Annotated in this window: 21 protein-coding genes; 10 read left to right on the top strand and 11 right to left on the bottom strand. The window is 70.8% G+C overall.

Annotated elements, in window-relative coordinates:
• Nucleotides 1-12 precede the first annotated feature (12 nt).
• Nucleotides 13-1,677 carry a fatty acid--CoA ligase family protein gene (locus JIX56_RS26570; RefSeq protein WP_257544218.1) on the bottom strand — a complete coding sequence of 555 codons (1,665 nt, stop codon included), beginning with the start codon at nucleotides 1,675-1,677 and terminating at the stop codon, nucleotides 13-15.
• A gap of 188 nt (nucleotides 1,678-1,865) precedes the next feature.
• Between JIX56_RS26570 and JIX56_RS26565 the strand changes: the two genes are divergently transcribed.
• From JIX56_RS26565 to JIX56_RS26555, 3 genes are read left to right on the top strand one after another with little or no spacing between them, the layout of a single operon-like run.
• Complete coding sequence (locus JIX56_RS26565; RefSeq protein ID WP_257544216.1) at nucleotides 1,866-3,014, top strand: lipid-transfer protein; 1,149 nt, start codon at nucleotides 1,866-1,868, stop codon at nucleotides 3,012-3,014.
• 49 nt (nucleotides 3,015-3,063) lie between these two features.
• Nucleotides 3,064-3,480, top strand: a complete 417-nt coding sequence (locus tag JIX56_RS26560; RefSeq protein WP_257544214.1) for a Zn-ribbon domain-containing OB-fold protein — start codon at nucleotides 3,064-3,066, stop codon at nucleotides 3,478-3,480.
• On the top strand, nucleotides 3,477-4,256 hold the full coding sequence (locus JIX56_RS26555; protein WP_257544213.1) for an enoyl-CoA hydratase/isomerase family protein: 780 nt from the start codon (nucleotides 3,477-3,479) through the stop codon (nucleotides 4,254-4,256). Before JIX56_RS26560 ends, JIX56_RS26555 begins: the two co-directional genes overlap by 4 nt.
• A gap of 19 nt (nucleotides 4,257-4,275) precedes the next feature.
• On the opposite strand, the gene JIX56_RS26550 is transcribed toward JIX56_RS26555, so the two are convergent.
• The 4 genes from JIX56_RS26550 to JIX56_RS26535 all read right to left on the bottom strand — a co-directional run bounded on the left by JIX56_RS26550 (nucleotide 4,276) and on the right by JIX56_RS26535 (nucleotide 8,589).
• Nucleotides 4,276-4,857: a hypothetical protein gene (locus JIX56_RS26550; RefSeq protein ID WP_257544212.1), complete on the bottom strand. Its 582-nt coding sequence runs from the start codon at nucleotides 4,855-4,857 to the stop codon at nucleotides 4,276-4,278.
• A gap of 11 nt (nucleotides 4,858-4,868) precedes the next feature.
• On the bottom strand, nucleotides 4,869-5,372 hold the full coding sequence (locus JIX56_RS26545) for a hypothetical protein (protein WP_257544211.1): 504 nt from the start codon (nucleotides 5,370-5,372) through the stop codon (nucleotides 4,869-4,871).
• A 146-nt stretch (nucleotides 5,373-5,518) separates the two neighbouring features.
• Nucleotides 5,519-6,175, bottom strand: coding sequence for a response regulator transcription factor (locus JIX56_RS26540; protein WP_257544210.1), 657 nt, complete (start codon nucleotides 6,173-6,175; stop codon nucleotides 5,519-5,521).
• Entirely contained in the window at nucleotides 6,172-8,589 is a 2,418-nt protein-coding gene (locus JIX56_RS26535; protein WP_257544209.1) for a sensor histidine kinase, read from the bottom strand. Before JIX56_RS26535 ends, JIX56_RS26540 begins: the two co-directional genes overlap by 4 nt.
• A 202-nt stretch (nucleotides 8,590-8,791) precedes the next feature.
• Between JIX56_RS26535 and JIX56_RS26530 the strand changes: the two genes are divergently transcribed.
• The 3 genes from JIX56_RS26530 to JIX56_RS26520 all read left to right on the top strand — a co-directional run bounded on the left by JIX56_RS26530 (nucleotide 8,792) and on the right by JIX56_RS26520 (nucleotide 11,121).
• The gene (locus tag JIX56_RS26530; RefSeq protein WP_257544207.1) at nucleotides 8,792-9,610 is read left to right on the top strand and encodes an esterase/lipase family protein; all 819 of its coding nucleotides are present in this window, start codon (nucleotides 8,792-8,794) and stop codon (nucleotides 9,608-9,610) included.
• A gap of 35 nt (nucleotides 9,611-9,645) precedes the next feature.
• Entirely contained in the window at nucleotides 9,646-10,440 is a 795-nt protein-coding gene (locus tag JIX56_RS26525; protein ID WP_257544205.1) for a hypothetical protein, read from the top strand.
• A gap of 471 nt (nucleotides 10,441-10,911) precedes the next feature.
• Nucleotides 10,912-11,121 carry a hypothetical protein gene (locus JIX56_RS26520; protein WP_257544204.1) on the top strand — a complete coding sequence of 70 codons (210 nt, stop codon included), beginning with the start codon at nucleotides 10,912-10,914 and terminating at the stop codon, nucleotides 11,119-11,121.
• Between the two features lie 75 nt (nucleotides 11,122-11,196).
• Here JIX56_RS26520 and JIX56_RS26515 read toward each other — a convergent pair whose 3' ends face one another.
• Together JIX56_RS26515 and JIX56_RS26510 are read right to left on the bottom strand one after the other, a co-directional pair.
• On the bottom strand, nucleotides 11,197-13,575 hold the full coding sequence (locus JIX56_RS26515; RefSeq protein ID WP_257544202.1) for an outer membrane protein assembly factor BamB family protein: 2,379 nt from the start codon (nucleotides 13,573-13,575) through the stop codon (nucleotides 11,197-11,199).
• Between the two features lie 404 nt (nucleotides 13,576-13,979).
• On the bottom strand, nucleotides 13,980-14,924 hold the full coding sequence (locus JIX56_RS26510; protein ID WP_257544200.1) for a VOC family protein: 945 nt from the start codon (nucleotides 14,922-14,924) through the stop codon (nucleotides 13,980-13,982).
• A gap of 411 nt (nucleotides 14,925-15,335) precedes the next feature.
• Here JIX56_RS26510 and JIX56_RS26505 point away from each other — a divergent pair, with 411 nt between their 5' ends.
• Nucleotides 15,336-15,983: a TetR/AcrR family transcriptional regulator gene (locus tag JIX56_RS26505; protein ID WP_257544198.1), complete on the top strand. Its 648-nt coding sequence runs from the start codon at nucleotides 15,336-15,338 to the stop codon at nucleotides 15,981-15,983.
• 181 nt (nucleotides 15,984-16,164) lie between these two features.
• On the opposite strand, the gene JIX56_RS26500 is transcribed toward JIX56_RS26505, so the two are convergent.
• Nucleotides 16,165-16,653 carry a nitroreductase family deazaflavin-dependent oxidoreductase gene (locus JIX56_RS26500; protein WP_257551124.1) on the bottom strand — a complete coding sequence of 163 codons (489 nt, stop codon included), beginning with the start codon at nucleotides 16,651-16,653 and terminating at the stop codon, nucleotides 16,165-16,167.
• Between the two features lie 47 nt (nucleotides 16,654-16,700).
• The gene (locus tag JIX56_RS26495) at nucleotides 16,701-17,930 is read right to left on the bottom strand and encodes an acyl-CoA dehydrogenase family protein (RefSeq protein ID WP_257544196.1); all 1,230 of its coding nucleotides are present in this window, start codon (nucleotides 17,928-17,930) and stop codon (nucleotides 16,701-16,703) included.
• Nucleotides 17,931-18,073: 143 nt separating this feature from the next.
• Here JIX56_RS26495 and JIX56_RS26490 point away from each other — a divergent pair, with 143 nt between their 5' ends.
• The 3 genes from JIX56_RS26490 (at nucleotide 18,074) to JIX56_RS26480 (ending at nucleotide 20,836) form a co-directional block, all read left to right on the top strand.
• Entirely contained in the window at nucleotides 18,074-19,282 is a 1,209-nt protein-coding gene (locus JIX56_RS26490; RefSeq protein WP_257544194.1) for a thiolase C-terminal domain-containing protein, read from the top strand.
• Nucleotides 19,283-19,671: 389 nt separating this feature from the next.
• Nucleotides 19,672-20,097, top strand: a complete 426-nt coding sequence (locus JIX56_RS26485; RefSeq protein ID WP_257544192.1) for a pyridoxamine 5'-phosphate oxidase family protein — start codon at nucleotides 19,672-19,674, stop codon at nucleotides 20,095-20,097.
• A 13-nt stretch (nucleotides 20,098-20,110) separates the two neighbouring features.
• Nucleotides 20,111-20,836 carry a pyridoxine/pyridoxamine 5'-phosphate oxidase gene (locus JIX56_RS26480; protein WP_257544190.1) on the top strand — a complete coding sequence of 242 codons (726 nt, stop codon included), beginning with the start codon at nucleotides 20,111-20,113 and terminating at the stop codon, nucleotides 20,834-20,836.
• Nucleotides 20,837-20,843: 7 nt separating this feature from the next.
• Here JIX56_RS26480 and JIX56_RS26475 read toward each other — a convergent pair whose 3' ends face one another.
• Nucleotides 20,844-22,265 carry a DUF3500 domain-containing protein gene (locus JIX56_RS26475; protein ID WP_257544188.1) on the bottom strand — a complete coding sequence of 474 codons (1,422 nt, stop codon included), beginning with the start codon at nucleotides 22,263-22,265 and terminating at the stop codon, nucleotides 20,844-20,846.
• Nucleotides 22,266-22,399: 134 nt separating this feature from the next.
• Nucleotides 22,400-23,242: a class I SAM-dependent DNA methyltransferase gene (locus JIX56_RS26470; protein ID WP_257544186.1), complete on the bottom strand. Its 843-nt coding sequence runs from the start codon at nucleotides 23,240-23,242 to the stop codon at nucleotides 22,400-22,402.
• Between the last annotated feature and the right edge of the window lie 76 nt (nucleotides 23,243-23,318).

The raw sequence follows: 23,318 nt of genomic DNA, 5'->3' as shown, positions 1-23,318 counted from the left end.
TCCGAGGCCCCGTCAGCCGGTCCTCCGCCCCCGCAGCTCCCCCTTCACCACCTTCCCGCTCGCGTTCCTCGGCAGCTCCCGCACGAAGTCCACCGCCCTCGGCACCTTGTAGTTGGCCATCTCGCGGCGGGACCAGGCGATGAGGTCGTCGGCGGTCAGCAGTGACCCCGGGCGGCGTACGACGTACGCCTTGCCGACCTCGCCCAGGCGCGCGTCCGGGATGCCGATGACCGCCACGTCGGCCACGTCCGGGTGGAGGCCGAGGAGTTGCTCGATCTCGGCGGGGTACGCGTTGAAGCCGCCGACGATGAACATGTCCTTGATGCGGTCGGTGATCCGGAGGTTGCCGGCGTCGTCGAGGACGCCGACGTCGCCGGTACGCAGCCAGCCGTCGGCGGTGACGGCACGGGCGGTCTCGGCGGGGTCCTCGAAGTAGCCCCGCATGACGTTGAAGCCGCGGACGAGGACCTCCCCCGGGGAGCCGGGCGGCAGCGGGGCGCCCGACGGGCCGACGACCCGCACCTCCGTCCCCGGGATCGCCCGGCCGGACGTCGACGCGATCACCGACGGCTCGTCGCCGCGCCGGCACATCGTGACGATGCCGCTGGCCTCGGAGAGGCCGTACGCCGTCAGGACGGTGTCCACGCGCAGCTCCGCCCGCAGGCGTTCGACCAGTTGGAGCGGCACCACCGCCGCGCCCGTCACCACCAGGCGCAGGGCGCTGAGGTCGTAGTCGTCACGGGCGGGGTGGTCCAGGAGGGACTGGTGGAGGGTCGGGGGGCCGGGGAGGACCGAGACCCGCTCGGCCGCCACGTTGGCCATCGCCGTCTCCACGTTGAACACCGGCTGCGGGATCATCGTCGCGCCCCGCATCAGACAGGCGAGCACGCCCGCCTTGTAGCCGAAGGTGTGGAAGAAGGGGTTCACGATCAGATAGCGGTCGCCCTGCCGGAGACCGGCCAGTTCGCTCCACACCTCGTACGCCCGCAGGGTCTGCGCGTGGGTGATCACCGCGCCCTTGGGGCGGCCGGTGGTGCCCGAGGTGAAGACGAGGTCGGACGGGGAGTCGCCGGTCAGCGCCGCCGAACGCGCCCGTGTCTCCGCCGCCGCGACCCCGTCGCCGCTCGCGAGGAAGTCCTTCCAGGTGCGGAAGTCGGCGGGGGCGTCGTCCGCGAGGACCACCACCTGCTCCAGATGCGGGAGTCCGGGCAGCGGGCCCGGGCTCTCGCACACACCGCCCGCCCCCGCCGCCCTCGGGCGACCGCTGTCCGCCCCCGCCGCCCGCCGCAACGACGCCACGTACGACGTCCCCAGGAACGTCCCGGTGATGAACAGCAGCTTCGCCCGGCTGCGGGCCAGCACGTCCGCCGCCTCGCCGCCCTTGAAACGGGTGTTCAGCGGGACGAGCACCGCGCCCGCCGAGACCGCGCCGAGTGCGGAGACGATCCAGTCGAGGGAGTTCGGCGCCCAGATGGCGACGCGGTCACCGACCCGCACCCCGTTCGCGACGCACGCGGCGGCCGCGCGCTCGACCCGCACGCCCAGTTCCGCGTACGACACCCGCGTACGCCCGTCGACGACGGCCTCGACCCCGCCGAACCGCCGGACCGCCGAGCGGACCAGCCCCGGCACGGTCCCCCACTCCACGTCACCGCGCCCCTCCACGTCACCGCGCACAGCAGGCCTCCGTACCCGAGAACCAGCAGCCGGCCAGGTGGCCGACCACTCGGCCGGCCGCTCAGCGCCGACCACTAGCTGACTACCCGTCAGATTAGCTGTACCCTGACGGACTGTCAGCCTCTGGCCGTTTCGGCCGGACAGGCCGGACAGCCCCTGGCCCATGCCCCTGTGCGGAGGTGTGCCCCATGGCCGTGCTCAAGGACGCGACAGCGCTCGTCGGCATCGGCCAGACCCCCTTCGCCAAGCAACTGCCGGAAACAGAACGGGCGTTGGCGTGCCGAGCGATCCTCGCCGCGCTCGACGACGCCGGGATCGCGCCGGACGAGGTCGACGCGCTCGCCTCGTACACGATGGAGGAGACGGACGAGGTCGAGGTCGCGAAGGCACTCGGCCTCGGTGACCTCACCTTCTTCAGCAAGGTCGGCTACGGCGGCGGCGGTTCGTGTGCCACGGTCGCGCATCTGGCCGCCGCGATCGCGACCGGGCAGGCCACGGTGGGCGTCGCCTGGCGGTCCCGCAAGCGCGGCTCGGGCCCCCGCCCGTGGAAGAACACGACGGTCCAACTCCCCACCCCGGCCCAGTGGACCCGCCCGTACGGCCTGCTCCGCCCCGCCGACGAGATAGCCATGCTCGCCCGCCGCCACATGCACGAGTACGGCACCACCCGCGACCACCTCTTCAACGTGGCGCTGGCCTGCCGGAACAGAGCGAACCAGAACCCGGCCGCGATCATGTACGACCGCCCGCTGACCCGCGAGATGTACATGAACTCCCGCTGGATCAGCGAGCCCCTCTGCCTCTTCGACAACTGCCTCGAGACGGACGGGGCATTGGCGTGCGTCCTGGTCTCCGCCGAACGCGCCCGCGACTGCCGCCGCGCGCCCGTCTACGTCCACTCCGCCGCCCAGGGCCTGCCCGCCCAGCACCACGGCATGGTCAACTACTGGAACGACGACCCGCTGACCGGCCCCGCCTGGACCGCCGCCCGGCACCTGTGGAAACACGCGGACCTCACCCCGGACGACATCGACGTCGCCCAGATCTACGACGCCTTCACCGCGCTCATCCCGCTCTCCCTGGAGGGCTACGGCTTCTGCGGCCGGGGCGAAGGGGGCGCCTTCACGGAAGGGGGCGCCCTGGAGATCGGCGGCCGGCTGCCCCTCAACACCTCCGGGGGCGGCCTCAGCGAGGCGTACGTGCACGGCTTCAACCTGATCACCGAGGGCGTACGGCAGTTGCGCGGCACGAGCACCGCGCAGGTGCCGGGGGCGGCGAGTTGTCTGGTGACGGCGGGCGAGGGAGTACCGACATCAGCCCTGCTACTGAGGAGTTGAGGCAGTTGAAGGAGTCGAGGGAGTTGAGGGAGTCGAAGGAGTTGAGGGCATGCTGACCCCCGTCGTGGATGTGGACGGCGCCCCCTTCTGGGAGTACGCCGCCCGAGGCGAACTACGCGTCCAGGCCTGCGCCGACTGCGGCGAACTCCGCTTCCCGCCCCGCCCCTGCTGCCCCCACTGCCGCTCGTTCGCGACCGAGTGGCGCCGGGTCTCCGGCCGGGGCCGCGTCTGGTCGTACGTCCTCCCCCACCCGCCCCTCCTCCCCGACTACGCCGAGCAGGCCCCGTACAACGTCGTCCTCGTCGAACTGGCCGACGCCCCGCGCATCCGCCTCGTCGGCAACCTGGTGAGCGAGCCGGACGCCCGGCTGGACTCGGTACCGGTGGAGCGGATCCGGATCGGGGCGCGGGTGCAGGTGGTGTTCACGTCCACCGGCCTGCCCCAGTGGGTACTGGAGCGACCGTGACCCTGCGCACCACGACGGACAAGGACACAGGCGTAGCGCTCCTGACCCTGGACCGCCCGGAGAAACTGAACGCGCTCGACCTGCCCACGGCGGCGACACTCAGCTCGTTCTGGCGGGAGTTGAGGTTCGACGACTCCGTACGGGCCGTCGTCGTGACCGGCGCCGGGGACCGCGCCTTCTGCACGGGCCTGGACCGGGACGCGGCGACCGCCGTACCGCAGCCGAGCTCCCCGTACACGATCGAGGACCCCCTCCTCAGGATCGGCCCCAAGTCGAACGACCTCTGGAAACCGGTGATCGCGGCCGTGAACGGCATGGCCTGCGGCGGCGCCTTCTACCTCCTCGGCGAGTCGGACTTCCTCGTCGCCGACCCCTCCGCCACCTTCTTCGACCCCCACACCACCTACGGCATGGTCAGCGCCTTCGAGTCCGTCCTCATGGCCCAGCGGATGCCGTACGGGGAGGCCGCGCGGATGGCGCTGATGGGCACCGCCGAGCGGATGTCGGCGCGACGAGCGTACGAGGTGGGCCTGGTCTCGGAGGTGACGGACCCCGGCGAGGCCGTCACCGCGGCCGTACGGTGCGCCGAGGTGATCGCCGGGTATCCGCCGGAGGCGGTCCAGGGCACGGTCCGGGCCTGCTGGGCGGCCCAGGAAGCGGCCAGGGCGCACGCTCTCGCGTACGCCCCACACCTCGTGTCGCTGGGCAACCTGCCGGGAAAACGGCAGGCGGAGCTGTTCGCGGGGCGCAGGCCGGGGGGATTCCGGGTGCGGTGAAGTGAGACCTCGCCGAAGGTCAGCTGGTCGGCTCGGCCTCCGGTTCCGCCACACAGTGGTCGAGCGACGACGCCATGCTCTTCCTCGCCATCTCGATGTCGACCGTCACCTTGTCATCGGCAGGCACGTCGATCTTCCACGTCTCGTCCTTGATCGTGGTGCCGTTCTTGTCCTTGAACGAGACGGCGACCCAGAACGCGGCGTCACTCAGGTTCGGGTTGGTCACCTCGACGGTCGCGTACGGCTCCTTCACGGTCGCGCACTTCACCAACCGCACGGTCGCCGGCTCCAGTTGCTCTTCACCCGAGCCGGTGTCCTCGGTGGACGAGTCGCCGTAGGAGTCGTCGTAATCGTCGTCGTTGTCGTCATAGTCGTAGCTCTTGCCGGACGTACTCCCGCCCGAGGACGAGGAGGACGTGTCGTGGTCCTGGGAGGACGAGCTGCAACCGCCCCCGCCGCCACCGTCGCTGCTGCCGCCGCTGGAGCTGGAACTGCTGCCGCCGCTGGAACCGCGTCCCGTCGAGAACCCGGTCAGCGTGAGCACGACGATCACCGCCATCGACGCGAACTTCAGTCCGCGCGCCCGTGTTTGCCCGTGCATGAGCGGCCCCTTCACTCGGCGGTACGCGACAGGTCGGTCAGCTTGCAGGTGCCGCCACGCGCCGCGAAGGCGCTGTCGTCCACCGAGCCCTCGATCACCTTGACGTTGAGGACCTCGGAGGAACCGGCGGGCACGGACCGGATGACGCCGCCCTCGGTGGTGGCGACGCTCTTGCCGTCGGTGTCCGTGAACTCGACCTCGAACCTGTAGGTGTACGTGCTGGCCGAGCTGCGGTTGGTGGCGCGGACACGCGCGACGAGGCCGTTGTCGTACTCACAGCTCTCGATCTTCAGATCCCTGGCGGCACCCTTGGAGCTGGACGTCCCGCCCGTCCCCGTGGTGGTGCTCCCACCCGTGGTGGTCGTACTGCCGCTGTCGCTGCCGCCGCTGGAGCTGGAGGAGCTGGACGAGGAGGAGCCGCCGGAGCAGCCTCCGCCGCTGGAGCCGCGCGCTCCGGTGAGCGCGAACACGGCGATACCGAATACCGCGATGGCCCGGACATGACGAGACTGCACTTGCTCAACCCCCGTTGAGTAGCGTCGATGTGATGTCGCACCTGCAAATGGGATCACTCCGGTGGGCAGGTGCACGACACCCTAACAGCACGTGGAGCACCCGAAGTCCGTGCTGCCCGGCGCTCACCCGGGCCGTTGGTCAGCGCTCAGAGGTCGTCCACGTCGACCAGCCCGTCCTGGACAGCGCGGGCCACCAGGCTTGCCTTGGTCCGCGCGGGGCGGCCGACGTTCGCGTACTTGATCCGCACCCGGTCCAGATACGAGTTGACCGTCCGAACGGAGATGCCGAGACGCTGCGCGACCAGTTCCTTCGACTCCGACTGGAACCATTCGATGAGCACGTTCTCCTCGCGCGTGGAGAGCTGGGGGCGGTCGGCGCGGGTGTTCGTTCCCAGCGCGCCGGCCAGCGCGGGCGGCATGTAGGGCCGCTCATCGGCTGCTGCCAGCGTCGCCTCGACCAGGTGCTCTCGGCCCTCGCTCTTGGTCAGAAAGGTCGCGGCTCCCAGGTCCAGGCAGGTGAGCGCGGTCTTCTCGTCATCCCGCATCGAGTAGACGACCACGTGTCGCCCGGCGTCGACGAGTCTTCGGAGGCTGCCGAAGGCGGGGCCGCCTTCACCCAGTTGCAGATCCAGGACGACGACGTCGGCCGTGCTGCCCGGCGCGGTCCAGGCCTCCCCCACGGAGCCGCCGGCCGCGACCACGGTGATGGGCCGCCGTGATGCGGCGTACCACATCTCCACACCCGCGAGGATGGCGGGATGGTCGTCGATGACGACCACGCTGACTGGTGCATCGCTACTCATGTCAGGTCAACTCCCGAGGCCGCCGATCTGCTCCAACTGGCCTCCACCCACACACTTCCACCGCGCGTAGTTCTGGCCACGGACACCTTCGCGTCCGTGACCCGGCCGCGCGACGGTGCAGCCTCTCCCGTGTGGCGGCCGTCCGCGCAGTCCACGCCGACCACGCTCACGCGTACCGCCCGGGGGGTCCACACGACAGTCACGCGCGCGGTCGAGCGAGTACGGCCCAGGGTCACCGCCACCGGGTCGATCAACTCCCTGCGTACCTCCACAGGCACCTCACCCGGCCGGCCTCGTACGGCCAGGCTCACCGTCACCCCCTGCTGTTCGGCCACCTCGACGCATGCCCGCAACTCGTTCAGCAGCGGGTCCGTGACGGTATCGCCCTCGGCGAACAGGCGGCGCATACGGGTGGCTTCCACGCCGCACCGCAGCCTGACCTCCTCGTCGTGCGGACTCAGCACACCGTGGCCGAGGCCCACCAGCAGCGGCACGGTCGTCGCCGTCAGCGCGCGGTAACGCTCCTTGTGATCACGCTGCATGTCCTCGTGGATGCGTTCCCGGGTACGCAGTTCCTCCTCCCGAGCGGCCGCGGTCCCCGCTGCCGGCGCCGTACCGTGGAGCAGACGCGCCATGAGGACAGCGACGGAGAGCTGGAAGCCACAGTTGGATATCGCGGAGATCCCCATGGTGGCCGACTCCGCGGCGGTCGGTGCCCCGGACAGCAACACAGCGATCGCGTTGATCCCTACATGTGCCCCGAGAAACGCCGCGAACATCCTGACGCGCAGGTCCGCTGCCAGCAGGAACAGCGCATGCCAGCCGACCGTTGCGAACGCCCAGTCCGCCTCACCCGTCAACCGCTCCGGCGGGAGCGTGAAGGCGCCTACCGCCGAAACGGCCAGCACCCAGCCCAGGCTCCACCCGCGCACCCTCGGCGGGATCCGCCTGCCACGCAGCAGATAGGCGCCCCCGATCGCCACGACGGCGGTGAGGCAGACGAAGGCCGCTGTCTGTGCCCACGCGGGGCGGTACACACCCTGGTAGGTCGTCAGCTGGCGGAGGGAGATGGTGAACTGCCACCCCAGGCTGACCAGCAGCACGGCCAGTTGGGCCCCGTAGCGGAGCTGCCCGCGGATGAAGCGGACGACAGCCGTGTGCTGTGCCTGGACGCGGGACGGGCGCGGTACGTCCGTCACATGCGCTCCACCCCCTGTCCCTGGCGCCCGAGCCCGGTCGTGCCAGCGCCACTGCACGCGGGTCCCCGTGCCGGGATGTGAGGTGACCGTGGCGGAGCCTCCGGCCGCGTGCATCCTGCCGATGATGGAACCGGAGATGCCCCGGCGCCGTGCGGGGACGGACTCCGGGTCGAAGCCGCGTCCCACGTCGGACAGTTCGACGACGGCGCCGTCCCCCTCTGGCCATGCCCTGAGCTCTGCTTCCCGCACCCCGGCATGGCGTGCCACATTGGTGACGGCCTCCCGGACCCCGTTGAATATCGCGAGCCCAGGGCCGGACGGAATCGCGAGCGGGCCGTCGATGTGCGTCTTGAGCCGCACCCTGGCCGGTCCCTCGCCCTCGGGCACGCAGCTGAGCAGCGCCGCGAGGTCGACGCTCCCGGTCTCGAATCCGGGCACGGCTGACAGTGCCTCCAGATCCTGTCTGGCACGTGGAGGCAGCCACGACCAGTCCCGGCCGTCGCCCTGGGAGACCATCAGCAGCGTCGCGCTCGCCGTGTCGTGCAGGGTCGCCAGGTACTCGCGCTCGGTCGCCCTCCGAGCGGCCGCGACCTCCACCTCCCGGCGCACCGCCGCCCTGACCGCGGCCGACCGGTCAGCCGCCCTGGCCAGCGCCCGAACAACGAGGTAGGCGGCCCTCGACAGGACCACCTGGATCAGCATGCGCACGAGTGGGACGACATCCGGGCCGTGCCCCGGCGAGGAGAGGACGTCGCCCATGGCGCAGCCGGCAGCCCCCAACGCGGCCAGGGCAACCCCGGCCACTGGGCGCGTCGCCCACTCGTACTGGAAGGTGATGACGCTGATGCCGACAATCGCCTCCACCATCACATCCGCGCCGTCACCGCCGATCACCGGCTGGGACAACCCCGTCAACACCACCACGGCCGCGTCCAACGTCCACAGCAGGGCGAGCGGGAGCAGGCGCGGGCGGCGCAGCGAGTAAAGGCGCACACCACAGGCGAGGAGAGCGGGCACCAGCAGAGACATCGCCAGGGGAACGTCCGCCGCGTCCGCCGAGACGACGCCCAGCGCACCGCACAGGCAGACCACGGTGGACCGGAACCACACTCCGTACCGCTCGAGGGTCAGGATCAACAGGCGCTCGCTGGACTTGGGGCCGTCCAACGGCAAAGCGACTCCGCGCTTCTTCCCCCCGTGCCCCCCGAGCCACATGGGATCAAGGGTAGTTGAGCCGCGATTTTGTGGGGCGAACGACCGGCACACCCAGCGACCGGGCCTGGCTACTGTCCCCGTAGTACGGGGCCGACGCGGCCATCTCATGGGGGCGACCTCGGTCGCCCAGTCACCTTGAAAGGACCATTCCATGCAACGAATCCGAAGATTTGCCACGCTACTCATAAGCAGCCTGGTGGCCATGGCGATTGCGTTCGCCTCGGCCACTCCGGCGAGTGCCGCCCCTGGTCGGAGCAACAGCGAGGGCACCGTCATCTTCATCCACGGATACGCGTGGAACGGGCATCACGACTGCACCGATTACTTCAAGAAGGCTCGAACCTTCTTCAAGAACAAGCACTGGGACGGAAACCTGTACACGTATGGGTACTACAGAGGCAACTCGAACTGCTCCTACAACTACAAGGGCAGCCGCAACACCTCGCTCAACGAAATCGCTAAGGCGTTCGCGCAGCGAATTGCCAAGAATTACGAGGCGAACCACAGGAAGGTCGACATCGTCGCCCACTCCATGGGCGGCCTGATCGTTCGCACCATGCTCCGCCACGTCGCACTGAAGGGCGGGAAGGATGGCTGGCCGAGGCGCCTCTACATCGAGGATGTCGTGACCCTCGGCACCCCCCACGATGGCACGAGTTGGGCCGAGGGGTGCGACGGGTTCCGCCAGTGCCGCCAGATGGAACCGGGGAGCGATTTCATCAAGACCCTTGGGGAAGGACTCTACCGGTCGGATATGGACACCGACTGGACCCTGATTTCGTCGTTCGACGATGGGGTCGTCAGCGAGGGCTCCGGTGTGGGCGCGAATTCCCAGCACAAGATTCAGTACAGGAATCTGCCCAACGACGATCCCGCCACCCGTGACCACAACTCGCTGACGAAGGTCGACTCAGGCTGGCACACGGCCCGCATCAAGCACAGCAGGTGGAGCGGCTATGCCGAGCACAAGGCACCGCTGGAAAGAGCACGCCTGGCGGTGTATCAGCACTCCGCGAACTGATCTCCACAGCGGCTCGAACAGAAGGAACAATTCCTTTGCGGAAACTCAGAACAACCCTGAGCGCTCTTGCCGCCACGGCCGCGGCAGTCGGGGGTGGCCTCGTCGGCGCACCCGCCGCCCAGGCCGCGGCCACCTGGCAAGCCCACGACAAGATCTGCAAGACCTTCACAGACGCCAACGCCCAGCGCCTCGGTTCGGCCTGCGCGGAGGTGCAGAAGCGCGTCACCGACGCCGGCTCGGTCAACGGTTACCGCGGGAGAGTGACCGTCAACCCCACTGCGGGTAACTGGATGAAGCCGACCACCTACGTCTTCAGCTCGGAACTCGGGCAGGTCTGCTCGGGCGGCTGCGCCCGGCAGACCTCCGCGTGGACCTCCGCGTGGTCCCCGGTCGAGACCTGGGCCGGGACGTACGAGGTTCGGGGCGAGCTGCCCGGCGGCTATACCTTCGACGTCGCTGCCTCCTGGAGCAGTTGGGCACAGGTCGCCAAGAAGTGCGCCACCTACGCCGCCGGCAAGTTCTGTGTCTACCGGCATGAACGCGGCTACCGGGACACCATGCAGGAGCGTGCCAAGCTGACGGTCACCCCGGCCGCCGGCAAGTGGATCGAGCCGCGGTGGGTCCGGGTCGGCACCGTCATGAACGGCACCAACACCTTCAAGACCCGCGAACTCTGCGAACCGTCCTGCACCCGGCGCACCGCCACCTGGTCCGCCACCGTGGCCCGGACCATCCCCGGTCTCGCCAGCCCTCTCCAGCTCTACGCGTCCGCCCAGGTCGCACTCCCCTCCGGAGGCGTGAAGACCATCAAGGCCTCCCTCTCCGACTGACTCCGTCACCACCGCAGGGCCCGGCGGAGCGCGTCGCCGCCTCCATGACCTCTCACGGAACACCACCCCGCCCTGTCACCCATGGACAACTGTCGGTGTCCGAGGCGGCGTGGTTTCCGGCTTCCGGGAATCTGCACAGCGAATACATAGCGGCATCACGCCGTGCGATGCCGCTGCGCAAGGGCATGCGGGATGCCGCTGTGTTGGTGCGAAGTGTCCTGTTCGGGATTCCGTGGGTTCCGGTGGCCGAATTCAGTCGCGTCCCGATACCGCACGGTAGGTAGAGAACGTGTCCCCAAATCGTGTGCGCGCCTGCACGATTGCGTCGTCTGAGCGTTCGACTTCCTGGAGGTGCCGTCCGGTTGATTGGATGCCCGGCCTGCTCCGTGCTTTGATCCTGCGGCCGAGGCCCGCTAGTCCCCAGCGGGGCCGCCCCCCTTATGGATCATCCATACGAAGGGAAGTTTCCCCATGAACTCCGCTCTCCAGGTCGAGACCGTCGAGATCTCCGACGCCCAGCTCGACAACGTCTCCGGTGGTCTGGCCCCGCACGCCAGCCTCGTCGTCGGCCCCACGGCCGTCAGCGACGCGACCGTTCTGACCCAGGTCGAGGGTGTCAAGAACGAGGTCCTGGGCACCGTCGCCCAGTACAACCACCTCAGCGTCAGCGCCTCGCTCTGACCCACAGCCCCGGGCCCCTGAAGGAGCTTCGCTCTTTCAGGGGCTTCGCCCGTCAGGGGACCGGACCCGCCGCCCTCACGACGTCCGGGCCGTCCCCGTCCCCTTCTCCGCGTCCAGTGCGTACACACACCGGTCCTTGCTGCACGCGTACACGACGCCGTCCTTGACCACGGGTGAGCCGGTGATCTCGCCGCCCGTCGCCAGCTTCCACCGCAGTCGGCCGTCGTCGGCCTTCAGGGTGTACAGCAGGTGGTCCGTCGAACCGAAGTGGATGCGGCCCTCGGCCACCGACGGCGCCCCCACGATCTCGCCGCCCGCCTGGAAACGCCACTTCGGCGTACCGGTGACCGCGTCGAGCGTGTAGAGGCCCTTGCCGCTGCCGACGTGGACGTGCCCGGCGGCGACCAGCACCGGCTCGAGGGAGGAGCGGGACTCCGTCGCGATCCTCCACCGGTCCCGCCCGTCCGTCGCGTCGAGGGCGTAGACCGTGCCGAGGTAGTCGGCGAGGTACACCCCGCCGCCCGTGACCGCCGGGCCCGGCGCGAACGTCGGCGCGGACAGGAACACCGCCGGTGCCTCGAAGTGCCAGCGGACGTGCCCGCTCGCGATGTCGATGGCGAGGACGCGGCTGCCGGCGGAGACGTACACATAGCCGTCCGCGGCCGGTGTCATCCGTACCGGGACACCACCGCAGGACGCCGCGTCGCCGATGGGGTACGACCAGCGCTCGTCGCCCGTGCGGGCCTCCAGGGCGCGCAGCCGGGCGTCCTTCCAGACGTAGACCGTGCCGTCCTGGACGACCGGGCCCGCCTCGGGGGACTCGAAGTCGCTCTGGGCGCCGGTCAGCTCCCAGAGCTTCTGCCCGTTGGACGCCTCCCAGCCCTGGACGCCGCCGCCCCGGGTCGCGGTGACGACCGTGCCCCGGTCGGCCTTCAGGGAGTACACCCAGGCCTCCGTCGACAGCCGCCACAGGTCGGCGCCCTCACGGGCGTCGAGCGCGAAGAGGGTCGGGCCGTCGGAGGCGTGGATACGGCCGTCCGCGACCGCCATCGACCAGGCGACGTCCCGGGTCTTGAAGCGGCGGCGGCCGGTGGCCACGTCCAGGGCGTGCACCTCGAAGGAGGTGACGTAGACGAGGTCGTCGGCGACGGACGGGGTGCCCCAGACGTCGTTCGACATGCGGAAACGCCAGGGGCGCCAGCCGGAGGCGGTCGGCTCGGGAGCGGCGGGCGGGGCGGTCACGGAGGGCGCGGGGTCGGCGCCGTTCACGCCGGTGCGCGGCCGGGACCAGGACGCGGCGAGGCCCGCCTCGGGAGGGGGCGCCTTCACGGCGGCCGCGCGGGCGTCGGCGACGCGCGGCCCCGGGCCGATGGGCACCTGACCGCCGGCGAGCCGTACCGGCCCGGTGTCGGGGGCGCCGAGGGAGACGGGCGACATGGGCGCGGGGTCGTACGAGGGCGGGGGCGGCGGTACGGGGGCGGGCGGGCGCGCACCGGCACCCGCCCCGGCACCGCCGCCACTGCTGCGGCCGCCGGAGGTCTGCTGCTTGGGCGCCGGGCGTCCGCCCCGGCGCGTCTCGATCATGCTCACCGCCTTCTCGGGCAGCCACGCCGACGCCGTACCGCTGTCGTCGGAGCCGGAGCCGAAGAGGTGGGGGGCGAGCTGGGCCTGGAGGTCGGCGGGGTTGGGGCGGGCGGTCGGGTCCATCTGCATACACGACTCGATGAGGGGGCGCAGATCGTCCGGGAGGCCGGAGAGGTCGGGGCCCTCGCGCAGCAGCATGAAGACGGTCTCGACGGGGTTGGCGCCATGGAACGGCGCGTGTCCGGTGGCGGCGAACACGAGCATCGAGCCGAGCGAGAAGACGTCGCTCGCTCCGGTGACGCTCCGCGAGTCCTTGGCCTGCTCGGGCGACATGTAGGCGGGCGTACCGACGGCGACGTTCGTCATCGTCAAGCGCGTGTTCGAGACGCCGGACGCGATGCCGAAGTCGATCACGCGCGGCCCGTCCTCGACGACGAGCACGTTGGAGGGCTTCAGGTCCCGGTGGACGAGTCCGGCCCCGTGGATGGACTGGAGGGCCTCGGCCACACCCGCCGCCAGCCAGCGCACGGCCTGGACCGGCATCGGACCGCAGTCATTCACTATTTCTTCGAGCGAGGGCGCGGGGACGTACGCGGTCGCCAGCCACGGCACGGCGGCGCGCGGGTCGGCGTCGACCACGGCCGCCGTGTAGAAACCGGACACCGCGCGGGCCGCCTCGACCTCGCGCGTGAAACGGACCCGGAAGAGCTGGTCCTCGGCCAGCTCCGTCCGCACCGTCTTGATCGCGACGCGCCGACCCGACGCCGAGCGCGCCAGATAGACCAGCCCCATGCCGCCGGCACCCAGCCGTCCCAGCACCTCGAACGGCCCGATCCGCCGCGGATCGTGCTGCGTCAGCTGATCCACCACTTGCCCTGCCACCTCCCCGTACGGACCGCGTCACCCACGTTGTGCACGCGACCCCGTGCAGCGTCTCACCACCGCACCGCCATGGCGGCACGCACCCCGATTCTTCCTGCTACCGGGGGCAGGTTGCTAACCCGGGAGCGGAACGGGGTGTCTCAGGACAAAACCACGTTGTCCGCCTCTCGGGAAGCGGGAGCCCGGATGGTGGGACAACGCGGCGAGCCGCGTACCACCGGCGCACAACCTCGTACGTCTGCCCGCGCCACGGTCGCGGTACTCCTCCCGCGACGGTCTTCACCGGCCCTTGTCCTCCGGCCGGACAGGTGTCGTCTTCTCGCTGGTCAGCCGAGGTCTCCCGGCCGGTGAGGCGTCGTCCTCCCGCTGCTCATCCGGCGTCTGCCCGCTGCTCAGCCGGCGTCTTCGCGCTGGTCGTCCCCCTGTTGCCGCAGATCATCGGGGCGCTGTTCCGGCTGATCGGCCTCCCACGGCGCCTCCCGCCAGGTGTTTCCCTCGCTCTGCTGGAGCAGCGCGAAGGACGCGCCCTGATTGTCCGTGACGACCGCCACATTTCCATACGACGTGTCGAACGGCGGCACCTGCACCCGGCCGCCGAGCCGGCTGACGGCCCCGAGCGCGGCCTCGCAGTCCTCCGTCCCGAAGTGGACGAGGAAGTGCGGCGGCATCTCGGCCGGGTAGACGTCCGTGAGCGTGGCCCGGCCGAAGTCCGGGGCCGCGTCCGGGCCGAAGAGCGCGTCGTGAAACAGGTGCGCGTAGAAGGAGTTGGCCGCCTCGGTGTCGCGGGTGTACAGCTCGGCCCACGCGAACGTGCCGGGTGCGTGGCGCCGCCCGAAGCCGCGGTGCGTACCGGCCTGCCAGAGGCCGAAGACGGCGCCCTCCGGGTCCGTGGCGAGCACGGCCGTGCCGAGCGTGCCGACCGGAGTGGGCGGGGTGATCACCTGGCCGCCGGCCGCGGTGATCCGGGCGGCGAGGGCGGCCGCGTCCGGGGTCGCGAAGTGGACGGTCCAGACGGTGGGGAGGCGGCCGTCGGGCTTGGGGGCGAGGGCGGCGACGGGGGTGAGGGTGTCGGTGGGGGTGACGGCGCTGGTGGGGGTGACGGCGCTGGTGGGAGCGTCTGTGGGGGTGGGAGCGTCCGTGGGGGTGAGGGTGTCGGTGGGAGCGCTCGGGGTGTACGCCCACACTTCGTGTGCGCCGTCTCCGGGGGCCACCCTGAAGGTCCATCCGAAGAGTTCGCCGTAGAACCGTTTGCCCGCTTCCAGATCGGGCAGCTGGGCGTCCACCCAGCAGGGGACGCCCTCGGGGTACGCGACGGCGGCTCCCGTCTCATCGGCCATAGGGCCAAGCTAACGGGCGCTCACGCGGGGCGCTCGTCGGAGGGGTCCGCGCCGGGGGCGGAGATTTCCTCGCCCCCGCCGCCCCTACCCGTCCCATCCCCCAGGGGCTGCGCCCCTTCGACCCCCGGCCGCGGGTGCGTTGTGGTTGCTCGCGCAGTTCCCCGCGCCCCTGAAAAGCAGGGGCTGCGCCCCGTGCTTTTCAGGCCCGCAGGGCCTGGTCTTTCAGGGGCGCGGGGAACTGCGCGACCCAGCCCCCACCCACCCGCACCCGAACAACCCACCCGGCCGCCTTGGCGAAAGAAACCCGCCAAGGTGCCCGCCGGTCACGTCGCGAACCCCTTGGTGAAGCCCGTACTCCCCATTTGCAGTCGGCCGAATCGCGCTCCGATCACCCCTCGGTAAGCTGACGGCATGACAGGACAAGTGCGTACCGTCGACGGCCGCGTGGCCGGCCGGCGAGGGCAGGCGACTCGGCAGAAGCTGCTCGACTGCCTCAGCGAGATGCTCAGCTCGTCGCCCTACCGGGACGTCAAAGTCATTGATGTCGCCCGGAAGGCGGGGACTTCGCCCGCCACCTTCTACCAGTACTTCCCGGACGTCGAAGGCGCCGTCCTGGAGATCGCCGAGCAAATGGCCGCCGACGGCGCCACGTTGACGAATCTCCTCGAGGGCCGCTCCTGGGTCGGCAAGGCCGGCTGGCAGACGGCCCAGGAACTCGTCGACGGTTTCCTGGAGTTCTGGCGCAAGAACGACGCGATCCTCCGCGTCGTCGACCTGGGCGCCGCCGAGGGAGACAAACGCTTCTACAAGATCCGTATGAAGATCCTCAACTCGGTCACCAACTCCCTCAAGGAGACGATCTCCGAGCTTCAGTCCAAGGGCCGGGTCGACAAGGACGTGAACCCGGCGGCCGTCGCCGGTTCCCTCGTCGCGATGCTCGCCTCGGTCTCCGGGCACCAGAAGGGTTTCCAGACCTGGGGCGTCAAACCGGCTGAACTGAAGCCCAATCTGGCCCTGTTGGTCCACCTGGGCATCACCGGCAAGAAGCCCACGAGGTAGCCAGGAGCACCCGGGCTCGCCCCCCGGACGCGATTCCTGTCACTCGGACGGCACCCACCCATGAGGCGTGCCGCCCGCCGCGTTCAGGGGCGACTCGGAGACCCTTCTCGCCGTACGGCCACCACGCCCCGTACGGCCGGCATCACCGACCGTACGGCAACCGGCCCTCAGACCGCCGGCATCACCGCCGTACTATCCGGAACACCCGTATCTCCCGGTCCACCCGTGCCTGATACGTCGAGTACGGCGGCCAGAACCTCAGCAACTCCTTCCATACGGCAGCCCGTTCCTCCCCCTCCAGGAGGTGGGCGGTGACCGGGATGTCCTGGCCCTTCCAGCTGATCTCGGCGTCGGGGTGGGCCAGCAGGTTGGCGCTCCAGGCGGGGTGGCCGGGGCGGCCGAAGTTCGACCCGACGAGGACCCAACTGCCGCCCCCCTCCTCCGGCATACAGGCCAGCGGCGTACGGCGCGGCACCCCGCTCCTCGCCCCGGTCGCGGTCAGCACGACGCCGGGCAGCAGTTGTGCGCTGAGCAGCACCCTGCCCCGGGTCACCCGGTGCACGGCCCGGTCCAGCGCGGGGATGACATGCGGCGCGACCCGGGCGAACACCGGGGCCGACGACACCTTCTGCACCAGCCGTACACCCAGGTCCTTCATCCCCGCCGTCATCCCCGCCGCCATCCCCTGCCCCATCCCCTGCGCGCTCTTCGAAGCCATCAGCCCCGCACCTCCCGCCGCTCGTCCCGCCCGTCGACCGTGAAGACCCCCGCCGCGTCGGCCGCCCGCGCCCGCAGCCGGTGCACCGGCCCGAAGAGCAGCTCGTCGCTCGCGGCCCGTTTGAAGTAGAGCTGCGCCTCGTGCTCCCAGGTGAAGCCGATCCCCCCGTGCAGCTGGATCCCCTCCCCCGCGGCCACCCGCAACGCCTCCAGGGCCTGCGCGAGCGCCAGACCGCCGACCCGCTCGCCCTGCCCGCCGGGGCCGGCCGTGGCGGCGGACCAGGCCGCGTAGTACGCCGCCGAGCGGGCCGCCCGCACCCGCACATACACATCCGCGAGCCGGTGCTTCACCGCCTGGAACGATCCGATCGGCCGCCCGAACTGCTCCCGCTGCCCCACATACGCGACGGTCCGCTCCAACACCCGGTCGGCGGCGCCCACGGCCTCCGCGGCGAGCACGGCGGCGGCCGCGTCCCCGACCTCGGCCAGCGCGGACAGCACATCGACGTCATCATCGGCGCCCAGCAACTCGCCTTCCACGTCGCGGAGTTCGAGCCGAGCGACCGGCCGCGTCTCATCCACCGAGGTCTGCCGCGCCCGCACGAGCCCCGAGCCGGCCGTCTCCCTCCGTACGAGGAAAAGCAGTGTCCGCGAGCGGGCGAACCCCCCGGCATGCGCGGCCACCACCAGCATCCCCGCGCTGTGTCCGTCGAGGACCTGCCCGACCTCCCCGTACAGCCGCCACCCGTCCCCGACGCGTCGTGCCTGGACACCGCCGGCCCGGCCACCGCCGGCCCACTCACCCCGGTTGCCGCCGGTCAGCGCCAGCGCGGCGGTGAGGGCCGTGCCCGGTACGGCGAGGGCGGCGGTGAGCCGGCCGGAGGCGAGGCGGGGCAGCAGTGTGGCGCGCTGGTGCTCGGTACCGAGGGAGAGGATCAAGGGGGCGACGAGGACGGAGGTGGACAGCAACGGCGAGGGGGCCAGCGTGCGCCCCAACTCCTCGACCGCCAGCGCCAGTTCGGTCACCGAGCAACCGACACCGCCGTATGCCTCGGGGAGGGCGAGCCCCGGCAGGCCGAGCTGATCGGAGAGGGCGGCCCACAGGGCGCCGTCGTATCCCTCCCCCGTCCCCACGGCCGCCCGGACCTCCTCCGGACCGCAGCGCTTGAGCAGCAACTCCCGTACCGTGCGCCGGATCTCCTCCTGCTCGGCGGTGAAGCGGGCATCCATGGGCGGTCCCCCTTCTGCTCCTGCTCCTGCACCGCAGCGTCGCAATGCAGTAACTGACGGTCCGTCATATTAGGACGGAAGGCGACCGAAGCACAGGGCAAGCACAGGGCCACCCCCTCGCGATCTGATGTACCGTCAGATTCATGACTGCTGTACCCGGTACCGGCCACGGAAGGGCGACAACCGGCGGCCACCGAAGGGTGGCGATCGTCGGGGCGGCCCTGTCCGACTGCGGCCGGGTGGACGACGCGACCCCGTACGCCCTCCACGCGCAGGCCGCCCGCCGGGCCCTGGCGGACGCGGGGCTGGAGCGCACCGCCATCGACGGTCTGGCCTCGACCGGCCTGGGCACACTCGCGCCGGTGGAGGTGGCGGAGTATCTGGGACTGCGGCCCACCTGGGTGGATTCGACCTCCGTCGGGGGGTCGACCTGGGAGGTCATGGCGGCGCACGCGGCGGACGCGATCGCCGCCGGGCACGCGAACGTCGTCCTCCTCGTCTACGGCTCCACGGCCCGCGCCGACATCAAGGCGGGCCGCCGCACCGGCAACCTCTCCTTCGGGGCACGCGGCCCCCTCCAGTACGAGGTCCCCTACGGGCACACCCTGATCGCCAAGTACGCCATGGCCGCGCGCCGCCATATGCACGAGTACGGCACGACCCTGGAACAGCTGGCCTCGGTGGCCGTCCAGGCACGGGCGAACGCGGTGGCCAACCCCGAGGCGATGTTCCGCACCCCGATCACCGTCGACGACGTCCTGTCCTCCCCGCCGATCGCCGACCCGTTCACCAAGCTCCACTGCTGCATACGTTCCGACGGCGGCGCGGCGGTGCTGCTGGCGGCCGAGGAGTACGTACGGGACTGCCGGCCGACGACCCCCGTCTGGATCCTCGGCACCGGCGAGTGCGTCTCCCACACCACCATGTCCGAGTGGCCCGACTTCACGGTCTCCCCGGCGGCCGTCAGCGGCCGCCTGGCCTTCGAGCGGGCGGGTGTCGGCCCCGCCGAGATCGACTTCGCCGAGATCTACGACGCCTTCACCTACATGACCCTCGTGACGCTGGAGGACCTCGGCTTCTGCGCCAAGGGCGAGGGCGGCGCCTTCGTGGAAAAGGGCCGCCTGACCCTGACCGGCGACCTCCCCGTGAACACGGACGGCGGCGGCCTGTCGGCCCAGCACCCGGGCATGCGCGGCCTCTTCCTCCTCGTCGAAGCCGTACGCCAACTACGCGGCGAGGCCGGCACCCGCCAGATCCGGGCAGCCGACGGCCACCTGCCCCGACTGGCGGTGGCCTCGGGCACGGGCGGGTGGTTCTGCTCTTCGGGGACGGTGGTGCTGGGGCGGGGGTGAGGCTGGCCCCGGCTACCCGTTCGGGTGACGACCGTACGGAGGTGGCCACTCTGCGGGCCTACGTCCGGGCGCTGGGCGGGGAGCTGCGGGTGGTGGCGGACTTCGGGGACGCGGCTTACACGGTCGGCTGACGGCGGTCGGTCGGCGAGGAGGAGAAGTCGACTTCACCGGCGGGACCTGGGCGTGGGCCCTGGCCCAACCCCCGGCTGCACGGCGTCGACAGCCGCCCCGCCCAGCCCACGGACCCGCTCGCCAACGGCCAGGACTGGTATCCGGTGCTGTGGCTGCCCGCGCGGGAGGAGACCACCGCCGGAATATGAGGTGGGGCCGGCGCGCTGAACCGAACCGGCAGACGAAGACGTCCCCGTAGTGGTCCTGGAGGAAGTGGCATGGCACTGTCCCGCAAGGAGCGCGAGGAGTTTCTGGCCGAGGCGCATGTGGCCGCGTTGGCGGTGGACGCCGAGGAGGGGCGGGCGCCGCTCACGGTCCCCATCTGGTACCAGTACGAACCCGGCGGCGACGTCTGGGTCATGACCGGACTGGACACCCGCAAGAACCAGCTCATCCAGGCCGCCGGCCGCTTCACCCTGATGATCGACCGCCTCGAACCCACCATCCGCTACGTCTCCGTCGAGGGCCCCGTCATCGACACGTCCCCCGCCACCCTCGACCATCTCCGCGAGATCTCCGCCCGCTACCTGCCGGCCGAGAAGGTCGACGGCTATGTCGATTTCGCCTCCAAGAACCACGGCGAACAGGTGATCATCCGGATGCGCCCGGAGAGGTGGGTGTCGTCGGACCTGGGCACGGTGTGAGACCGTCCCACCCATGATCGAGCCCCCTTCCCCGCCTCAGTCCCCCTCCCGGGACCAGGACGGGGACCAGGACCAGTCATCCGAGTTCACGCAGGCCCTGCGGGGGTTGCGGGTGTGGGATCCGCAGGTCAGCGCGTTGCCGTTGTTCGACGTGGACGCCGCCCCCGCCGAGCCGCTGCCGCTCTTCACCGCGTGGTTCGGGGAGGTCGTGGCGGCCGGGGAGGTGGAGCCCCACACGATGTCGCTGGCCACGGCGGACGCGGAGGGGCGGCCGGACGTCCGTACGGTGATGTTGCACGACGTGGACGAGCGGGGCTGGCACTTCGCCTCGCACGCGGGCAGCCGGAAGGGACGGCAGCTGGCGGCCCGCCCGTACGCGGCGCTCGGCTTCTACTGGCCCCTCCTCGGCCGCCAGGTACGGGTGCGGGGCCGGGTCACGGTCGAACCCGCCGAGGTCGCCCACGCCGATCTGCACGCCCGCTCGACGGGGGCCCTGGCCGCCGCCCTCGTGGGGCACCAGAGCGACGTCCTGTCCTCGTACGAGGAGTTGGAGCGGGCGTCGGAGGCCGCCTGGACGCGGGCCGAGCGGGAGCCGGACGTGGCCGTGCCGTCCTGGACGGCGTACGTCGTGGAACCGGACGAGGTGGAGTTCTTCCAGGGCGACGCGCGGCGACGGCACGTACGGCTCGACTACCGGCGGGGAGTGGACGGTTGGAGCCGGGAGCTGCTGTGGCCGTGAGGAAGGCTCAGTGGTCGTTCTCCAGGTGCAGCTTGAGGAGGTCGATGCCGTAGTCGCCGCCGTTCGGGGTGCGGATGATGGTGTGGATGTGCTGCTGGCTGGGCGTGCCGCCCATGCCGCCGCCGTTGCCGCCGCTGTCCTTGTTGCCGTAGGCGATCGGGGACTGGGCGTCGTACTCGATGAGGACGACCGGGCTGTGCACGCGGTAGTAGAAGGCCGAGTCGTCGTCGGTCTCGCCGATCCAGTGGAAGTACGTGTCGTCGAGGTGCTCCTCGACCTCCTTCATCTTCACGTCGGCGTGCGCGTCGGCCATGTTGCCGACGTAGACGCGGACGAGGGCGAGGAGCTTGTCGCGCTGGGCGTCGGTCCAGTCCGCGGCGGCGAGGCCCTGGTGGGCGAGCTGGAGGTTGTCCTGGCCGGCACCGGCCTTCAGGTTGTCACCGGCCTTGGACTCGGAGGAGATCACCTTCTTCCGCTGGGCGTCGGAGAGGGCGCGCAGCACGGTCAGACCGGCCGTGGTCTCCTTCTCGAACGTGGTGATCTTCTCGCCGTTGTACGTGGCGGACGTCGGCTCGGAGCCCATGAAGGTCGGGGTCATCACGACCTGGTCGCCGAGGACGAAGTAGTTGATGGCCAGGTGATGGCCCTCGTACTGGAAGCCCCACGGCTCGCTCGTGGACGGCGTGCCCATGAAGGTGAAGAAGTAAGCACCCTCGGTGAGGGTGTCCTTGCCGCCGCCGTTGTACTCCCCGAGGAACGCGTTCAGCTTCATGATGTTCCGGGACTGGGTGAGCCCGTCGGCGGAGAGCGCGGCGCCGAGGAGCGCGTAGCCGAGTTCGCGCTGCTTCTCGGTGAGGTCGCCCATACGGGCGCCCTCACGCTCGTAGCCGTCGACATTGCTCCATGCCAGCCACTCGTCGTCCTCGATGTCGAAGACGGAGGCCTTGCGTTCCGCGCTCGTCAGCCCGTCGAGGAAGGCCTGCGCCTTCTGGACGATCTTGTCGGTGGACACGTCCGTGGAGTGGATGGAGTACAGGTCGTCGATGACCTTGCCGTCGGTCGTGACCCCGACGAAGTCCGCGTACTTGACCGCGCCGGCGCCCGGCCCCATGCCGCCTCCGCCACCGCCGGGCCCTCCGGAGGGCGCCCCGCTCGGGGCGGCCGAGGACGCGGACGAGGACGAAGACGAGGAGGAGGAAGACGAGGAGGAGGAAGACGAGGACGAAGTCGCCGTGCTGGACGAGCCGGAGGAGCAGCCGGTCATCGTCGCCACGGCGGCGACACCGCCGGCGAGCAGCGCCTTGTTCATGAACCAGCGACGGGTGCGCTGGGCTTCGGGGGTGCGGGGGCGGTGGCCGTGGTCGTGGCCGTGCGGGTGGCCGTGGCCGTGGCCGTGCGGGTGGCCGTGAGCATGCTCGTTCTCAGTCATGCGCCCAAGGTCGGGGGCGAAGCTGAAGCATTTCTGAAGTGCGGCTGTGGGCGGGCTGTGCCGGGGCCGTGCAGCCGTTGTCAGGCCTGGTCAGGGCCTGGTCAGGGCCTGACCAGGCCGTCGTCCGCCGCGCCTCAGACCTTCTCCCACACGGACACGTGTGTGGTGCTGTCGTTCGTGAACGGCTCCCTGTTCCAGCCCGACCACCGCTCCCGCAGCCGCATCCCGGCCAGCCGGGCCATCAGATCCAGCTCGGCCGGCCAGACGTAGCGGAACGGGAGGGACCAGTACACCGGCCGCCCGTCGACGACCCTCATGTGGTGCGACCGCATCCCCTGCGTCGCCACGTCGTACGTGTCGAACCCCAGCCGCGTCGGCCCGACGTGGTACGGCACCGCGTCCTGTCCGGGCGGCAGCCGCCGCAGGTCCGGCACCCCGACCTCGATCACGAAGCAGCCGCCGGGCACGAGATGCGCGGCGGCGTTGCGGAAGCAGTCCACCTGGGCGTCCTGCGTGGTGAGGTTGTTGATCGTGTTGAAGACGAGGTAGGCGACGGTGAAGCCGGGGCCGTCCACCCGGGTCGTGGCGAAGTCCCCGATCGTGACACCGATGTCCTCGCCGCCCGGCTTGGCGCGCATCCGCTCCACCATGGCCCGCGACATGTCGATGCCGTGCACCGGCACGCCCCGACGGGCGAGCGGAAGGGCGATACGCCCGGTGCCGACCCCGAACTCCAGCGCCCGCGCCCGCGCCTCGCCCCGTTCCCGCGCGAGACCGGCGATCAGCTCCACGACCGGTTCCACGGCCTCCGTGCTGAACATGTCGGCGGAGGTGTCGTCGTAACGCGCGGCGACGGCTTCACCGAAGTAGCCGTCGGGGTCGTCGCCGTCGTCGTATCGGTCGTCGTATCCCTTGTCGTCGTGGTTGTCGTCGTCGTGGCCGTCGTCGTATCCGTCGTCGTGCCCCTCTTCACGCATGCCGGGACCGTACCGATGCGCACGGAGCGGCCGCACGCGATTTTCTCCGCTCTCTCTCCTCAGAAGGGCCCTAGGG

The sequence above is a fragment of the Streptomyces sp. CA-210063 genome (assembly GCF_024612015.1).
In the GTDB taxonomy this organism is placed as follows: Bacteria; Actinomycetota; Actinomycetes; order Streptomycetales; family Streptomycetaceae; genus Streptomyces.
This window is presented reverse-complemented; position numbering and strand designations above follow the sequence as displayed.

What these genes read in the sequence shown, in the direction of transcription:
- JIX56_RS26565 (WP_257544216.1), top strand. Translation starts at nt 1,866, where the DNA reads ATGGCCGTGCTCAAGGACGCGACAGCGCTCGTCGGCATCGGCCAGACC.
- JIX56_RS26560 (WP_257544214.1), top strand. Translation starts at nt 3,064, where the DNA reads ATGCTGACCCCCGTCGTGGATGTGGACGGCGCCCCCTTCTGGGAGTAC.
- JIX56_RS26550 (WP_257544212.1), bottom strand. Translation starts at nt 4,857, where the DNA reads ATGCACGGGCAAACACGGGCGCGCGGACTGAAGTTCGCGTCGATGGCG.
- JIX56_RS26540 (WP_257544210.1), bottom strand. Translation starts at nt 6,175, where the DNA reads ATGAGTAGCGATGCACCAGTCAGCGTGGTCGTCATCGACGACCATCCC.
- JIX56_RS26535 (WP_257544209.1), bottom strand. Translation starts at nt 8,589, where the DNA reads ATGTGGCTCGGGGGGCACGGGGGGAAGAAGCGCGGAGTCGCTTTGCCG.
- JIX56_RS26530 (WP_257544207.1), top strand. Translation starts at nt 8,792, where the DNA reads ATGGCGATTGCGTTCGCCTCGGCCACTCCGGCGAGTGCCGCCCCTGGT.
- JIX56_RS26520 (WP_257544204.1), top strand. Translation starts at nt 10,912, where the DNA reads ATGAACTCCGCTCTCCAGGTCGAGACCGTCGAGATCTCCGACGCCCAG.
- JIX56_RS26510 (WP_257544200.1), bottom strand. Translation starts at nt 14,924, where the DNA reads ATGGCCGATGAGACGGGAGCCGCCGTCGCGTACCCCGAGGGCGTCCCC.
- JIX56_RS26505 (WP_257544198.1), top strand. Translation starts at nt 15,336, where the DNA reads ATGACAGGACAAGTGCGTACCGTCGACGGCCGCGTGGCCGGCCGGCGA.
- JIX56_RS26500 (WP_257551124.1), bottom strand. Translation starts at nt 16,653, where the DNA reads ATGACGGCGGGGATGAAGGACCTGGGTGTACGGCTGGTGCAGAAGGTG.
- JIX56_RS26495 (WP_257544196.1), bottom strand. Translation starts at nt 17,930, where the DNA reads ATGGATGCCCGCTTCACCGCCGAGCAGGAGGAGATCCGGCGCACGGTA.
- JIX56_RS26490 (WP_257544194.1), top strand. Translation starts at nt 18,074, where the DNA reads ATGACTGCTGTACCCGGTACCGGCCACGGAAGGGCGACAACCGGCGGC.
- JIX56_RS26485 (WP_257544192.1), top strand. Translation starts at nt 19,672, where the DNA reads ATGGCACTGTCCCGCAAGGAGCGCGAGGAGTTTCTGGCCGAGGCGCAT.
- JIX56_RS26480 (WP_257544190.1), top strand. Translation starts at nt 20,111, where the DNA reads ATGATCGAGCCCCCTTCCCCGCCTCAGTCCCCCTCCCGGGACCAGGAC.
- JIX56_RS26475 (WP_257544188.1), bottom strand. Translation starts at nt 22,265, where the DNA reads ATGACTGAGAACGAGCATGCTCACGGCCACCCGCACGGCCACGGCCAC.
- JIX56_RS26470 (WP_257544186.1), bottom strand. Translation starts at nt 23,242, where the DNA reads ATGCGTGAAGAGGGGCACGACGACGGATACGACGACGGCCACGACGAC.